Raw genomic sequence first — 14,288 nt, 5'->3', positions numbered from 1 at the left:
AGGTTGGGGGAAACGATGAGCTGTTTCCCCCAACACCGACAGCTACACGAATGGGCCGAAAAATTAAGCCCCTGTTTTCAGAATTGCGGTGGATCGGTATCTGGATATTCATCCGGGCCTGGAGCTGGCTGCGGCCGCGATTCGGGTCTGTTGGACTGTTGCGAATTCTGGTTTTGCGAAGGCGCCAGATTCACCATGGTCACGCGGTGTGGCAGCATGCCGACCCGGCTGGCCTGGATTTTCAAAGCTTCGAATTCGCCATCGTCGTTCTTCCAACGGTCCATAACGGCGCGACCGGAAACCAGCACTCGCATACCTTTCTGGAACAGTTGCGAATAATGCTCGGCGTCCTTGTGCCACCACTCCACATTCGCCCAAAAACCGCCACGATCTTCGTAGCCACCTTTGCCATCCGGAATCGAATTATCGAAGTAAACGTTGGCTCGCATGAGTCGACGTGGGTCTTTATTGCCGTTGGGGAATTCTTTGAATTCCGGTGCAGAACCGATATTGCCTTCCCAGCCTTGTACGGGCGTGCCCATGAGTATTCTCCGAGGTTATTGGTGTTGCGTTGGGTTGTTGAGCTGCTGCAGGCGAGCGGTATACACGGCCTCTGCCTGGCCCATTTTTTCTGCGCACTCGGCGGCCTGTTTGGTGATCGAGTGCAGCAAACTCATTTGCATGTTCAAGGTGATGCGCTGCAGCTCCATCACGTAAAGATCCTGCAGCATGGATTCCGGTGTTCTGGGTGAGCCCATCATTTCTGCCCAAATCCCTACGCCCATCCTCCGATCTGTCACCTGCTGCCATCTCAAAAACTGGGTGCCGGCTTGGGTGTTCTGCTCAGTCAACCGCACTGGAACAAGGGTGAATGGATATCGACGGGCCTGGCTCAGCACTTCCTGGGCAAGAGCTTTTAGGTCCGATTCTTGAGCTCGGCAAAGATCGGCAAATTGGGTCAGCTCCCCCTTACCTTTAAAAGGCTTTAAAAGGCCCTTTAGTGAGGCAGCCTGTTGCAGTCGCTGAAAGGCTTCCTGTTGCAGTGGCCGGAAGGCGGTCTGTTGCAGCGACCCATCATTGGAGGGAATCTGGCCCATACTCTTTAACCCTCAACGGAGTCATCGAGATGATCATCCGTCTCGGTTTGCTGCTGACCGCGGATGATCGGTGGCGCGAAATTCGAACGGCGGGTGCCTTCCAGGACGTCCTGTGGCAGCTCACCGTAACGCTCGTACATTCTGCGGGCTGCTTCAGCCTTGGCATTGTTTGCAGCAAAGTCGTCGCGGGCAGCGCCTGAGTACTTATAGATCTGGGCCAGGCCAAACAGTCTCCGCAGTACCGCTGCGCCTTCATCAATCCAGGTTTCCATATCGTGTCGCCCGACAAGGCCAACGTGCTGGGCCAGTAGAATGCGTCTGACAATTTCGTCGTAGTTCGTCAGCAGGTACACAGCCTGAAATCCCAGGGGATTGGAGATGTACAGCGGGAGGCTGACAGGCTGGATCGACAGGTTTTCGCTAATGCTGATGGCCGGCGGAAGAGAGGCCATGGCTGTGTCCAGGCGATCTTCGATGGTCTTTAGCGCTTCCTTGGAATCGTTGATCTTTTCTTCGAGGAGGATCATCCACCAGTCAGAGTAGGGATCATCCTGTTGGGCGCCACGAGACATTCGGTTGACGACAGTGCAGAACCCTGACAGACCGATGATGCCGGCTTTGAGGTCATTTTTAGGGCGCCCCATCCATATACGAGCGGCATGGTGGGTGTGAAGGGTGAGCTTCACATCGCTGCGCAGTGAACCGATGTTGAGCCGGAAGTTATCAGCCATGGTGCAGTGTTTCCTTGGGAAGAGGATTGACATGCCCAATGCTGCAATTTGGCTATAGGAGACGCAGCATTAAATGCGTAGCCCGATGGAAGGGGATTTGTTGATGCTTCTATATAGGAAGAGCTGTAACTCGTCAGTGAGCTGATGGCCTTCACTGATGCCGGATCCTTCCGGGGTGATGCGGGCCGCATCACTTGTGTTGCTGTCGGGGCCGATATCGGATAATGGCAATGTGATGCGAGCCGCACCACTCACATTACTGCCACCATCGATGCTGGATCCTGCCGAGGTGTTGCGGGCCGCAACACTTGCGTAGCGTCGACCACTGATGCCGAATCTTGTCTGGGTGTTGCGGGCCGCAACACTTGCGTGGCGTCGACCACTACAGATGCCGAATCTTGTCCGGGCGGTGTGGGTCACACCACTTGCGTGGTGGCCTCCGCTGATGCTGGATCCTGTTGGGGTGTTACGGGCCGCAAAACTTGCTTAGCGTCGTAACTATCCGTCTAACATATCTTCCTGGATCCCGCGTTTAGGGCTACTGGGTCTGCCTCGTTCGATGTTAGCTACGCGGGTCGAGCTCCGACTCTATATAGATCTACGGAAGCTCTGATGGCATCAATTGCGTCTAGAGTGAGCGCTATAACTGTCGTTGTACTGATTTCAATCCGACTGATAATGTCTTCTCTCGGGCCCTGTTTCCAGGCAGCGCTTGCGTAAAAATTCCTTTGAGAGGCTTGGCGATGGGTCTCGCTTTCATAGGAGCGAATCAGGTGATAGCTGTCACAATCATGTAATGAGCAGCCATAAGAAACGACATCTATGCCAGCTTCCAGGTGAAGCGGAACACTTACATTCTGCATTATTTGATGAAAGTCCAGTCCCGATCCTGGCTTTAAGGTGTACATCAGAATTTCAATAATTCGAGTCATTCCAGGTCTTCCATGTGGAGTTTTAACGTAAGCGTCCGGCGAACTCAAGGCAAAGCGAAACTGACGGACAGTGTATGCGTGCGTCAGTTTCGCTGGCTTTGTCATGACCGAAGCAAGCAAAGCGTGGACTTTTCTTCAGTCCCATACCCAGAATCAAAAGTCAGTCTGGCATGCACACGCGTAATCGATGACCATCGGGATCGAGTGCAACAAATGTCAGTCCAAATACAGCATGGTGGAGCGATTGCTCAATGTCGAAGCCCTTAGCTGTCCATTGCTGATGGAGACTCTCGACCTGGACTTCCGTCTCAACCAGAAAGGCAACTTCGCTACGATTACCGCTGCCTCCACTTTTGAAGTCTTTGGCGCCAGTCGACCAGAGGCCCAGAGCTGTACCATTATCAAGCAGAAATGATACATAACTGGGGAATGCAGATTGCGCCTTCCGGTCAAGCAAACTTTCGTAGAAAACGCGGCTTTTCTGAGGATCTTTTACATACAACAGGAACAAGTTTGGGCTTTTCATGAGATGTCCTCGAATGTCGAAGCTCACATGCTATTCGACTCTGCTGACAAAAAATGTCAGCATTGATGCATGACTCGCACTGAACGGCTTCTTTCCCTTGTACAAATTTTGCGCGCATGCCGTCATCCATTGACCGGAAGAAGGCTTGCGCAAGAGCTGTCAGTAAGTCTGCGTACGGTGTACCGTGATATTGCCACGTTGCAAGCCCAAGGCGCCGACATTCGGGGTGAGGCAGGCATTGGATACGTCCTACGCCCAGGGTTCCTAATTCCGCCTCTCATGTTCAATGAACAAGAACTTGATGCACTGATGCTCGGCATGCGTTGGGTAGCACAGCAACCTGACACATCGTTAGCTCAAGCGGCGCTCGATGTGCTGTCAAAAGCAGAAGCCGTACTACCGCCATCCGTTGCTGATAGATTGTTCAAAACGGCATTATTCGCCGCATCCCATAAATCTCGCGATGCATACGGTTTCGACGCTAAGCGCTTACGCGATGCCATACGGCATGAGAAAAAAATTCGCATAGTTTATGTGAGTAAAGAATCCGTAGAGACGGAGCGTACCGTCTGGCCAATGGGTGTTGGCTACTTTGAAGGTATGGAAATCCTAGCTGCATGGTGTGAATCTCGCAGAGACTTCAGGCACTTCATATTGAATCGAATTCAATCCCTGATACTCCTCAATGATGGGTTTAAAAACCAAAGAGGTTGGCTGTTGGCTATGTGGCGAGACTCGCATTTGGATGTAGTCCCGTGAACCAATATCGGTGAATTAGGCTTTGATAAATCAGGCCAGCCCCACTGATGCGGGAGAGCAGTTGCCCAATCTCACTGGCCCGCTGCGTAACGACCCTGCTAAGAGCCAGTTCTTACGTCCAAGAGCCCATCGTGGGATCTGGTTCTCTGCCCAATTATTGTCAATGGGTATAGCACCGTAATCTGAGTAGCGCGACAGCGCTGCGCAGCGTTTCGGGCTGTAATCGAATGCTTTGCTGATGCCGGATCCTGTTGGGGTGTTGCAGGCCGCAACACTTGCGTAGTGGCCTCCGCTGATGTCGGATCCTGTTGGGATGTTGCGGGCCGCAACACTTGCGTAGTGATCTCCGCTGATGCCGGATCCTGTTAGGGTGTTGCGGCCCGCAACACTTGCGTAGCGTCGACCACTGATGCCGGAACTTAGCTGGGTGGTGTGGGCCACACCACTCGCGTGGTGGCCGACACCGATATCGAATCCTGCCAGGGTGATGCGGGCCGCATCACTTCCATAGGCTGGCTCTACACCAAACTTCATGGAGGTGTACCCCGATTGGGCTTCAGCAAATGCAACATTCCGCTGAGTGTGTGTTTCGCGGTTTGTATCGACTCAGGGCTACGCGGCTGAGCAACCGTCTTCGTAGGCTGCTCTGGGCCCTGTGTCGGGACTGAAGCATCTTCACGCTCGGAGCTCGCTTTTGCCTTGTCGTCAGGGCTCCATTGGCTGTTGAAGTCGCCACGAATGGCCATTCCGACGAGCGTCATCAAGTAACCCAGCGGGTTACGGATCCCTCCCGAGTCACAGCGGTGGACCCATTGTTTGATGAGCGCCGGTTTCAACTCTGCAGGAACCTTCTGCAGCGCCAAAACCGCGTTCTGTTTCTGCTCGACCGGTAGACGATGCAACGCACCGAGTAAATCGGCAGCCATGTCGTTTGGTGTGGGCGGTACATGTACAGAGCTTTTACAAACATCTTTGTGTGTATTTGTATACGTACTATATGAGTTCGGATGCCGAACTAAGTCCGAACTCAGGGATTTACGGCTGGGTTCGGCATCCGAACTCTGCTCAAAAGCGATTCGCTTTTCGTCTTTTTTACTGAGTTCGGTATCCGAACTCAGTGGGGATAGAGCTATATTTCGCTGAGTTCGGATTCCGAACTCAGCCGCTTTAAGAACGACTGGAGCCTGCGCTTTGGTCCAGGCTTGGCTATTCATTCGGGATTCGATGATGTCCAGCCGGCTAGGTAAGCGTTGGCCAACGTCAGGATCGGCTGCAAATTCCTTCCAGGCAATTTCTGCTACTTCGCGAATCACCTTGGTCTGGTGCTGCATTGACTGCGCTAGTAGCTGCAAGTAATCCTTGTCGAACTCTAGAGCTTCGGCCGGTGTGACCGGTTCGTCATGAAGCAGGTAGACGTTGCCTTGCACTTGTCCGCTCAGGTCATTACGCACCCGTCGCCCCAGGCTAAGCCAACGGGTAAGCCGTAGGGTCACTAATGCTTTTGACACAGTTTCACGTGAGGCCGGCCTACCGGGTTGCATACCCAAATATGGTCGCAGTTGGTCGTAGGTAGGGAACGCCGTAAGGCCGTCGTCATTGATCAGTAGGCGAAATACCTGCCAGGTGTTTCTTTCAAGCGGAGTTAAGCGATCATCCAAAAGCAATCGGCGAGGTACCGTTTCGTGTGGGTTCCCGCTGAAAATAATTCCGGAGTAGGGGGAAGACCCTTCAAGCCCCGGAGGCGCCGACTCTTTTTTCTGAAGCAAGTGAGCTTCAAGGTGACCCGAGGCCGAGTCTAAAAGCGTCGACAAGGGGAGCCGAGACAACCTCATAGTACAGAGTCACCTTCCACCGATGTCGCTGCAGGCTGTGCAAGTCGTTGAGAAGACACAAGCTGTAGCCTTCTCGGAAGGCCAGGGTTTGCAGGAGGATAAAGCCCTTCCTTTATCCATGACTGGATGCGATGCCAGATGATGGCCAGGCTGAGGTTTTCGTGGGTTTCATCTGGACTAGTATCCTGTGGAGCATTGAGTTCCTCGGCGACCAGCATGGCGATATCCAGCAACGCGAGACTGTCCCCTAGCTCAACCTGATGCTCTTGCATAAGGTGCGTCCATCGGTACCAAAGCTGAGCGTCCATCTCCTCACTGAATTCCCTCCACCGGCCACGACGTGCCGTCACGCCGATCATGAGGCGTTGAAGTGCCACATCCTGCGGAGACAGCCCGAAGAACTGCTGCAACATTTGTGTAGTCGCGCCAAGTCGCAGTGCGCGTTCAATCATGCGCACTTCTTCATCAGAACGCTGCGCGCCTGACAGCAGTTTTTTTACCATGTCCCCATCAATGGTGACGTTGCACCAAGACACGGGAGTGTTAAGCAGCAAGCTCAGTACTGAAGGTTGTTGGAGCTGAGCCAATATCTCAGGCTCCAGGCCCATTTCGATGCAGCGCCGAAGTTGGCCATTACGCATGTGATGAAGCACCTGTGACAGGATCGCTTCATTTATTGGTGTCTTGGACATGTCGACTCCCCCTTGTAGAGTCCGTGTGTTAACTGGCTGAATTCGGACCGTTGTTAGCGACTGACTGGATTTCCAGGTCAATCAAACGTCTTGCGAGACGAATAATGCGGAACAGCTTCACTAGTGCGCCGTCGCTGAGACGGCATTCACTTTCAGGGGGCTGATCTTTTGTGTGAGGCTGGCCCAGTAAGATCTGGCCCAGCCCTGCTGCGAACTCGAAGTCGGCCAACGCGTCGATTTGAAGCTCGGGTTGCTGCTGAATCATTTTCAGTACGATGGCCATTGAGCCGCTCAAAGACTGGAGCAGCGTCAACGTATGTTGAGCTGTGGCAGTAATTTCGACTTCCGCTTCGGGGTGTCGGTAGCTGAACCCGACGCCACCATCAATATCGATAAATTGACCTGGGGCTTTGACCGAGCTGGCTATTTCGCGAGCCAATTGAGCGATGTGCTGACGCAGGGTTGCGGTATTGTCTATTTCGCGTTCGATGTACCAAAGGTCAGAAATGGGATTGAGTCCGCCCGCTTGAACAGGTATGGCCACCAAGGCATTGGAGGCGAAGTCGGGCAAGACCTCACCGTCAAGCGCAGCGAGCTCCCGTTTCATCTTGTCGACTCTGGGAGAAGTCTTCACAGGACTCGCAACGTGTCCATCGATACGTGCTTGGCGCTCTTGGGGGCTCATTTGCTCCTGCGGTGTAGGGGCCAGTTGCTGTTGGACCCCTTGAGGTGAAGGACTCTCTTTGGAGGGCGTCGTCTTATGTGTGCTGCCCCCCGAAGGAGTAGGGGGTAGTTGTAGAGGGTTCTGATTAGCCTCAATGCCATTGTTCGAGGCGTTAAGTTGAGTCCCCCCATCAAATTGCGATGCAGGGTACTGTGGCAGCTCAAGAACCGGCGTAGACCGGCGCAATTGGTCCTGGTTCTGAGTGATTTCCAACAGTATCTGCTCGTAGCCGAGGTTCAGCGGTTTTTTTAGCTGATCTATCAGTTCGTCCTGAAATCGCTGGAATAGGAATTCTTCAGCGTCGCCTTCAAACTGGGACAGTACATCTTGGAAGAGCGTATCGAAATCAAGGTGCTGCTCCTGCTCTTGATAATTGCGATCCCAGCACTGAAGAGCTGTTTTGCGTAGCGCAAGCAGTTTCGAGATCCGATCTACGCCCAGCCCTGAGTAAAGTACTCCAGGTATTGCTGGGAGCAGGTAACGGATGCTGTCCTGCATACGACTCAAGTGAGATGCAGAGACCGGGTAGCCATCCGATGACAGCCGCCGGGAAAGCTCACGCAATGAGATAGAATCCCCTGCCTCTGTTTCATACAAGGCTCTCGCTTTATCGACCCCAATAGCCCGCTCAATGAACAGGAGCTGGCCTTGCAGGTCGTTTTCTGCCAAGTGGCCGGTGAGCGAGATTATTTCGCCCCGAACGGCGTCCCAGGGGCGAAATAGGCAGTGGAACTTGAAGTACTTCTCGTCGCCGGTCTCACGATACAACTCGTTTAAAATTGCCAGGCGCGTGTTGCCGCCGTTGCGGATCCGGTACTTGTCTTCCCCAGGTTTACGGGTGACGGGAGGTGGCGTATCGAGGCCCCGATTTCGTATCGACTCCTTAATTTCATCGTACTTCGGGTTACGAGTCGTCCTTGGGTTTTCGTCATACGGCAGCGTTTCGTCGAGGGTCAACAGCATGGGGGTATCGACGATGGGGTCACTCATTCGCTCTGCCACGGGCGACTTGGATTCAAACGCCGGCAGCAACAGCTTATCTTTCATGGTCTGGGCCAAAGACGCTTTCATACTCTGGCTCCTGGCTGCTCGTAAGCCGGGCTTGCCGCCAAGAGCTGGTCAATGATTTTCAAAGCACGATCCAGAGCAGCTTCAAGTTCGGCAGTTGTCTCCAGCCGATAAACAATTTCTGAGTTCATCGACCTGGCGTTTTCACGTGCTTCCAACGCGATGCGTTCGCGCATCCCGTCGGGAAGGCGAATAACGAATTTTTCTTCATGCAGGCGCTGTGGTTTGTTACTCATGGTTGGCTCCGATGCCTAGGGTAGAAAGTGTGTTCAGCGACGTTTCAACTGATCAGTGAGTTGGGTAGGTAAGCCCTTGATGACTAATGAATTGGGTGCCTCGTCGTACTCGATCTTGTCCCCTAGCAGATGCGCTTCAAAACTGATGGACAAGCCTTCGGCACGGCCGGTGAACCGACGGAATTGGTTGAGAGTGCGTTTATCCAGGGGGATTTCCGGCGACAGGCCGTAGCCCTTATTGCGGATATGGTCGTAGAACGCCTTGGGGCGATCTTCATCGATCAAGCCTGACAGTTCCTCCAGTCCCATGGGTTCACCGATCTTGGCCTGGCTGGTGGCGTAGTCCACCAGGGCCTTGGTTTTCTCGCGGGCAGATGCGTCTGGCAGGTCTTCGTTTTCAACGAAGTCGCTGAACGCCTTGAGGAGGGTGCGGGTTTCGCCCGGGCCGTCGATGCCTTCCATGCAGCCAATGAAGTCGCTGAAATACCCCGAGATCTTCTTACCGTTCTTGCCTTTGATGTACGAGATGTACTGCTTGGACTGCTTGTTGTTCTGCCACTCGGACAAGTTGATACGCGCCGCCAGGTGCAACTGGCCAACGTCCAGGTGGCGTGAAGGAGTGACGTCCAGATCGTCAGTAACCACCACGCCTTCACTGTGATGGAGCAGGGCGACAGTTAGGTAGTCGGTCATGCCTTGCTGGTAATGGGCAAACAGTACGTGGCCACCGGTGGAGAGGTTGGATTCCTCCATCAGCTTTTGCAGATGCTCGACCGCCGTGTGGCTGAAGGCGGTGAAGTCCTGGCCACCTTCAAAGTACTGCTTTAACCAGCCGCTAAACGGGGGCGCGCCGGACTCGGGATGGAAGAAACCCCAGGCCTTGCCTTGTTTGGCGTTATAGCTCTCGTTGAGGTCGGCAAGCATGCTCTCGATGGCGACCGATTCGGATAGCTCCGAATCGCGTGCCTGGAGAACAGCTGGTGTGCCATCGGGTTTTTTGTCGATCAGGTGGACGATGCAATGACGGATAGGCATTAGATTGCCTCCTGCGAGTGGATGGTTTGAGCTCGATCAGCACGACGAATACGGGCTTTGGCATTGAGGCCTGAGCGGTAATCGCTTGCGGTTGATGAGGTGTAAATCGATCCAAGGCCAGATTTTGTGAACTTGATGTGGCCACCTTGGGTGCGAGACACCGTCCAGCCATTCGCTTCAGCAAACTTCACGAGTACACGAAGGCTCTCGCTTTTTCCGCGTAAGAGATTGGTGGTCATAGCTGTGCATCCCTGTCTGCCAGAACGTTACCGGCCTGGATCGCGATGATTTCAGCCTGGTCGCCAGGAAACTTGGTACCGAGCTCATGCAAAAAGTGACGCGTAGCCTCACGTGCTCCAGGCACGCGGAACACCACGCTGCAGTGCTGAACTTCTGCGGGGTGTAGCGGGTGAGACATGACGGCCACTTTCAGCGAGCAGCACTGGAGGTAGCGGGGCACCCAAACCGACCAGAAGTAGCTGGATAGCAAGGCGCCCGCGCAGAGCAGTTCAACGGTAATTGTTGCGCTGGGCGTGTTGGTCAGCTCGACGTAGCCGAGCTTCTCAAACTCCAACAGATCCTCACGCATGCTCATTGGGACCACGGTGCTGTGGTCACGAGCAAGGCGGCCGATCGCTTGAGCTAATGCGTCGAGCGCCACTGGGTTGATCCCAGATTTATGGGCATGAGCCACGGCGGAGGCTTCGAACGCGGCACCGGCATGGATACTAGGAAATAGCTCGGCGCTACTGTGCATCCGACACCTCCTGAAGCTCCTCGATGTCATAGCTATTGCAAGTAGGGCAAATAAGCTCGTCCATTTCACCGGATAAGGCTGGAGCGCCACTCACTTGATGTTTCGGGTGGTGGCTATCGCATTGAAGGCACCTGTGAGTGATGCGGACGAGAGTATTCATCGCTGAGGTGTGCTTTTTCATATGTGAGCCCCTTGCCAGCCAGCGTTGGGACTGAGGTTGGCAAACCGGGTCTGATTGGCGATGAAGGCTGTTCGTACGGTCCCAGTTGGGCCATTACGCGCCTTGCCGAGAATGATTTCTGCAATGCCTTTGTGTTCGCTCTGGGGGTGGTACACCTCGTCCCGGTAGACGAACATAATCAGGTCAGCGTCTTGTTCAATCGCACCGCTATCACGCAGGTCTGCGTTGATCGGACGCTTATTTGGCCGTCGCTCCAGTTCACGGTTGAGCTGGGAAAGCGCAACCACCGGGCAATTCATCTCTTTCGCTAGGGCCTTGAGGGACTGGGATATAGCGCTGATCTCGTTGGCCCTGTTTTCCTGACCTGGGCAGCGCATGAGCTGCAGATAATCGATCAGGATCAAGCTCGGGTGTCCGAAGCGACGAGCTGCTCGACGAGATTTAGCTCTGATTACTGCAGGCGTGAGCGCTGATGAGTCGTCGATGACCAGCCGCTCTCCATAGCCATTAATACGAGAAACCGCTGCAGTCAGCTTCGGCCAATCATCATCATCGAGCTTGCCCTTCAATAGCCTGCCCAGATCGATATGGCCTAAGATGCCCATCAATCGATACATCAGTGCTTTGGCCGGCATTTCCATGCTGAAAACCTGAACTGTACGATCAAGCTTTGCCTGCAGAGCCGTATCTATGAAGTTCAAGGCCAGAGAGGTCTTCCCCATAGACGGGCGCGCGCCGAGGATGATCAGGTCGGCTTCTTGAAAACCCGACGTCAGCTCGTCTAGGTCCTCCAGGCCTGAAGGCAGGCCGGTCACGGTGATATTGCCGTTGAAATGTTCGTCTATTTGTTCGACGACGTTCGTCAGGCATTGGTTGATATTGACGAATTCCGTTGTGCTCTTGCCTTCACCCAGAGCGAACAGTTGCTGTTCAATTGATTCTTGAACATCCTCCGCACTTGCCAACGGGTCTGTCGCCTCGCGAGAGCATTGGTATCCAAGGGACATGAGCTGTCTGAGCCGAGAGCGATTACGCACGATGGATGCGTAATGCTCGATGTTGGCTACAGACGGCGTGTTTTTGGCCAGCTCGCCCAGATAGCTCAGCCCTCCGGCTTCGTCTGGCTCCTCCGACGCGTTGTGGACGGTGACGATGTCGAACGGAATGGACTTGTCAGCAAGGCTTGCCATTGTCCGGAACAGCAACCGATGGTCATGTCGGAAAAAATCAGAGGCATCCAGTTTGTCCGCGACGAGATCCCAGGTGTTGTTGTCGAGCAGTAGCCCACCTAACACACCTTGTTCAGCCTCTACGGAGTAGGGAGGTGAGAGGTCAAGATGATTCATTTCCCTGACTCCTGACCTATCTGAAGAAAACCACTCCCGTTGCGTGCCCCTAGGGCTTTGACCATGTCGACTTCAACCTTCGCTGAATTGATCATGACCTGAGCAACTTCCGCTACCGCTTTAGCCCGTTCAATTTCCATTGGTTTTTCCGGGTCCAGGAGGCTCTCGATCGCGACGAACAGGTGATTACGTAGATCTTCAATCTTGTTCTTCATTTTCAACCTCCCGGATGGTGCGTTTGAGTTTGCCGATAGCGCGTATTGCGGATTTCAGCTCTTCCGGATACCGATGAATGGTGTTACGACGCATGCGTTCTGCCCTCGTCAGCAACTCCAGGTTATTCAGGGCTATATGGGCCTTGTTGCCGTCCTTGAAGCACACGCACATGTTTAAAGGGACTGGTCCGTGATGCTCCTCCCAGAGCAGTACGTGCACCGCTTTCCAGTCAACGGGTGGATAACCTGTATCGGTGATTTTCTTCTGCTGATAGCCGTCAGGAGTCGTGCGCAGGCTGCCAACAGGGAGCCAGTTCCCTGGTTTATTCCCCGCCTTAAACTGCGTTTGAGTCATGCGGCCAGAGGAGGGGAGCCCCTTGAGGCCCTTATTCCAGGGGACAAAACCCTTGGGAAAGCGGAATTCAGCGCCCAACTTGCCGTCAAGCCGGCCACAGAGACTACTGCGAAGAAACTCGGTGCTTTTGCTCAAACCCAGCCGTTTGGCTTTGGCATAGACCTGATAGACGCTTAGCCCCAATTCGGCGGCTAGGACCTGAGTCGGTTCATCGGGATAGCGGGCAATGAGCGTGCGCTCTTCTGCCTCACTCCAAACATGGTGTTTGTGAACCGGGGCAAGCCCAAGTTGGGATCTGGCTTGTTCCAGCGCCGCCATGGCCAAAGGTGAAAGCGAATGAGTTCTCATTGGCTCCCCCCATGCCCAAGGGCTCCTTGTGACTGCTGTCCAACACCACGATGCAGCCTGGCATGCTTGCCCTGGTCCCACCCCGCTTGCAAAGAGCGGGTGTCATGACCTTTGGCTTCGATGGGCTTGATAATGGCTAGTGTTAGTTTTGGATGGTGCCATTCCAGGTAGGCTTGGATCTCCAGCGCAGTGTTTTCGTCTATCCCGCCTGCAAACTGGTTCACCTTGGAGGCGACGGCATTGAGCCAGCCCTCGGCAAACAGTTGGCCGCGGTGACGTTTGGTTTTCAGTTGGCAGCGCTTCTGCTGGGCAACATGAGCTCGTCGAGCTGCGATAAGCTGGTGATGCAGCGATGAATAGGTGTGAGCTGCCAGCTCGGGTGAAATACCTTTCCCCAAGAACTTGAAGGACCAGCCAAGTAACGGATTGAAATACGCCAAGTGGCTGCAATCGAAGGCTTGGGAGCAGATTGAAGCCAGGTGGTGCAGCCAATCCTGCGGCGCCCGACGGGTTTTGGTACCGACAATGGCTTCTTCGATTGTATGGGCAGCGACCTCGGTGTGTTCCAGGTTGTACTGCTTCATCAAATGGCGCGCTTGGCGAAGTGCAATTTCCACTTCGTTTGGGGCAGCGCCTTGTGACTTGGCCAGCGCCATGAGTTTGGCGACCTTGCTGAGGACTTTTTGCTTGTCCATCATTCACCCCCTTCCTGTTGAATGCGGGGGGAGAGCGCCTCAGACCACAGGCGAAGTGTTTCTTCCTCATCAGTAGATAGGTGAGTCCGGGCAAGACAGTCCGCAACCTTCTGTTTCAAGGCATCAAGACGGTCTTGAACACTTGAGCCATCGTCGTAAGCAATCTCTTGCTCAACAGATTGCACAACGTCATTACGCAGAGAGAGAACCGTGCTTATCCAAAAAGCACTTGGACTGGTCCAGCCAATAAGCTTTCGAGTTCTGGCAGGCGACAGGTAATCACGGAGCCTGAGATTGAACTCCCTAGGTGTATAGCCATTCCTGAAAACGTCTGCGCGATTGAGCGTCAGCGCTGTTTTAAGAATATCTAGGAGAGGGTCCAAAGCCGTTGACTCAGGTACAAAAGGTTCTAGATATGTTTCAGCTACCAGGCGTTTGGCTTCGGCATATCGACGTTGCTGACGGTGTTTGGCTTGGCTTTCGTCGCGGCCGCGCTTTTCCTTCGCGTGCTTTATGTTCGAGTTCACTGACTCGATTAGCTTCGCTGCGTCTTGCAAAAGCTGAATCTGTTCAACGCTCAACTGGGCGCCAATCCGACCGGGCAGATGGCAACCGCTTGTCAGGGCTCTGATTTCTCGTGCGGTTCCACTGAGCTTGGCTTGCAAGCTGCGCAATTGCTGAGCGCTGTAGTACTTGCCAACCTCTAGGATGAGATCTGCAGTAATACTGCGGGCGTCGGTAATGGAGGGCTTCGCCATT

17 protein-coding genes and 1 pseudogene are annotated in these 14,288 nt (G+C 54.0%); 1 reads left to right on the top strand and 17 read right to left on the bottom strand.

Annotated features, from left to right (window positions below; translation table 11 throughout):
- Nucleotides 1-77: 77 nt before the first annotated feature.
- The 4 genes from HU730_RS08760 to HU730_RS08745 all read right to left on the bottom strand — a co-directional run bounded on the left by HU730_RS08760 (nucleotide 78) and on the right by HU730_RS08745 (nucleotide 3,286).
- A complete protein-coding gene (locus HU730_RS08760) occupies nucleotides 78-542 on the bottom strand; it encodes a single-stranded DNA-binding protein (RefSeq protein ID WP_008437336.1) in 465 nt (154 codons plus the stop codon).
- A 15-nt stretch (nucleotides 543-557) separates the two neighbouring features.
- A complete protein-coding gene (locus HU730_RS08755) occupies nucleotides 558-1,097 on the bottom strand; it encodes a DUF3158 family protein (RefSeq protein WP_186526894.1) in 540 nt (179 codons plus the stop codon).
- 5 nt (nucleotides 1,098-1,102) lie between these two features.
- Nucleotides 1,103-1,828, bottom strand: a complete 726-nt coding sequence (locus tag HU730_RS08750; protein WP_186526893.1) for a PFL_4669 family integrating conjugative element protein — start codon at nucleotides 1,826-1,828, stop codon at nucleotides 1,103-1,105.
- Between the two features lie 1,092 nt (nucleotides 1,829-2,920).
- Entirely contained in the window at nucleotides 2,921-3,286 is a 366-nt protein-coding gene (locus HU730_RS08745) for a VOC family protein (protein WP_074854388.1), read from the bottom strand.
- 69 nt (nucleotides 3,287-3,355) lie between these two features.
- Here HU730_RS08745 and HU730_RS08740 point away from each other — a divergent pair, with 69 nt between their 5' ends.
- Nucleotides 3,356-4,045: a YafY family protein gene (locus tag HU730_RS08740; RefSeq protein ID WP_186526892.1), complete on the top strand. Its 690-nt coding sequence runs from the start codon at nucleotides 3,356-3,358 to the stop codon at nucleotides 4,043-4,045.
- 78 nt (nucleotides 4,046-4,123) lie between these two features.
- Here HU730_RS08740 and HU730_RS08735 read toward each other — a convergent pair.
- The 13 genes and pseudogenes from HU730_RS08735 to HU730_RS08675 form a co-directional block, all read right to left on the bottom strand.
- Nucleotides 4,124-4,300, bottom strand: a pseudogene (locus HU730_RS08735) (transposase); the annotation flags it as partial.
- Between the two features lie 275 nt (nucleotides 4,301-4,575).
- A complete protein-coding gene (locus HU730_RS08730; protein ID WP_186526891.1) occupies nucleotides 4,576-5,877 on the bottom strand; it encodes an STY4528 family pathogenicity island replication protein in 1,302 nt (433 codons plus the stop codon).
- The gene (locus HU730_RS08725; protein ID WP_008437329.1) at nucleotides 5,874-6,569 is read right to left on the bottom strand and encodes a DUF2857 domain-containing protein; all 696 of its coding nucleotides are present in this window, start codon (nucleotides 6,567-6,569) and stop codon (nucleotides 5,874-5,876) included. The genes HU730_RS08730 and HU730_RS08725 overlap by 4 nt, the downstream gene beginning before the upstream one ends.
- A gap of 28 nt (nucleotides 6,570-6,597) precedes the next feature.
- The gene (locus tag HU730_RS08720; protein ID WP_186526890.1) at nucleotides 6,598-8,364 is read right to left on the bottom strand and encodes a ParB family protein; all 1,767 of its coding nucleotides are present in this window, start codon (nucleotides 8,362-8,364) and stop codon (nucleotides 6,598-6,600) included.
- Nucleotides 8,361-8,597, bottom strand: a complete 237-nt coding sequence (locus HU730_RS26890; RefSeq protein WP_008437327.1) for an Arc family DNA-binding protein — start codon at nucleotides 8,595-8,597, stop codon at nucleotides 8,361-8,363. The genes HU730_RS08720 and HU730_RS26890 overlap by 4 nt, the downstream gene beginning before the upstream one ends.
- 33 nt (nucleotides 8,598-8,630) lie before the next feature.
- On the bottom strand, nucleotides 8,631-9,632 hold the full coding sequence (gene yejK / locus HU730_RS08710) for a nucleoid-associated protein YejK (RefSeq protein WP_186526889.1): 1,002 nt from the start codon (nucleotides 9,630-9,632) through the stop codon (nucleotides 8,631-8,633).
- On the bottom strand, nucleotides 9,632-9,871 hold the full coding sequence (locus HU730_RS08705; protein ID WP_083216575.1) for a type II toxin-antitoxin system HicA family toxin: 240 nt from the start codon (nucleotides 9,869-9,871) through the stop codon (nucleotides 9,632-9,634). Before HU730_RS08705 ends, yejK begins: the two co-directional genes overlap by 1 nt.
- A complete protein-coding gene (locus tag HU730_RS08700) occupies nucleotides 9,868-10,389 on the bottom strand; it encodes a hypothetical protein (protein ID WP_186526888.1) in 522 nt (173 codons plus the stop codon). The genes HU730_RS08705 and HU730_RS08700 overlap by 4 nt, the downstream gene beginning before the upstream one ends.
- A gap of 177 nt (nucleotides 10,390-10,566) precedes the next feature.
- Nucleotides 10,567-11,916: a replicative DNA helicase gene (dnaB, locus tag HU730_RS08695; protein WP_186526887.1), complete on the bottom strand. Its 1,350-nt coding sequence runs from the start codon at nucleotides 11,914-11,916 to the stop codon at nucleotides 10,567-10,569.
- A complete protein-coding gene (locus tag HU730_RS08690) occupies nucleotides 11,913-12,131 on the bottom strand; it encodes a hypothetical protein (protein WP_032877851.1) in 219 nt (72 codons plus the stop codon). Before HU730_RS08690 ends, dnaB begins: the two co-directional genes overlap by 4 nt.
- Nucleotides 12,115-12,834 carry an HNH endonuclease signature motif containing protein gene (locus HU730_RS08685; RefSeq protein WP_186526886.1) on the bottom strand — a complete coding sequence of 240 codons (720 nt, stop codon included), beginning with the start codon at nucleotides 12,832-12,834 and terminating at the stop codon, nucleotides 12,115-12,117. Before HU730_RS08685 ends, HU730_RS08690 begins: the two co-directional genes overlap by 17 nt.
- Entirely contained in the window at nucleotides 12,831-13,532 is a 702-nt protein-coding gene (locus HU730_RS08680) for a DUF2786 domain-containing protein (protein ID WP_254914027.1), read from the bottom strand. The genes HU730_RS08685 and HU730_RS08680 overlap by 4 nt, the downstream gene beginning before the upstream one ends.
- Complete coding sequence (locus HU730_RS08675; RefSeq protein ID WP_186526885.1) at nucleotides 13,529-14,287, bottom strand: hypothetical protein; 759 nt, start codon at nucleotides 14,285-14,287, stop codon at nucleotides 13,529-13,531. The genes HU730_RS08680 and HU730_RS08675 overlap by 4 nt, the downstream gene beginning before the upstream one ends.
- Nucleotide 14,288: the final 1 nt, after the last annotated feature.

Source organism: Pseudomonas sp. SWRI22, assembly GCF_014268395.2.
Lineage (GTDB): Bacteria > Pseudomonadota > Gammaproteobacteria > Pseudomonadales > Pseudomonadaceae > Aquipseudomonas > Aquipseudomonas paracarnis.
Note: the sequence above shows the minus strand (reverse complement) of the source record. Positions and strands in the feature narration are given on the sequence as shown.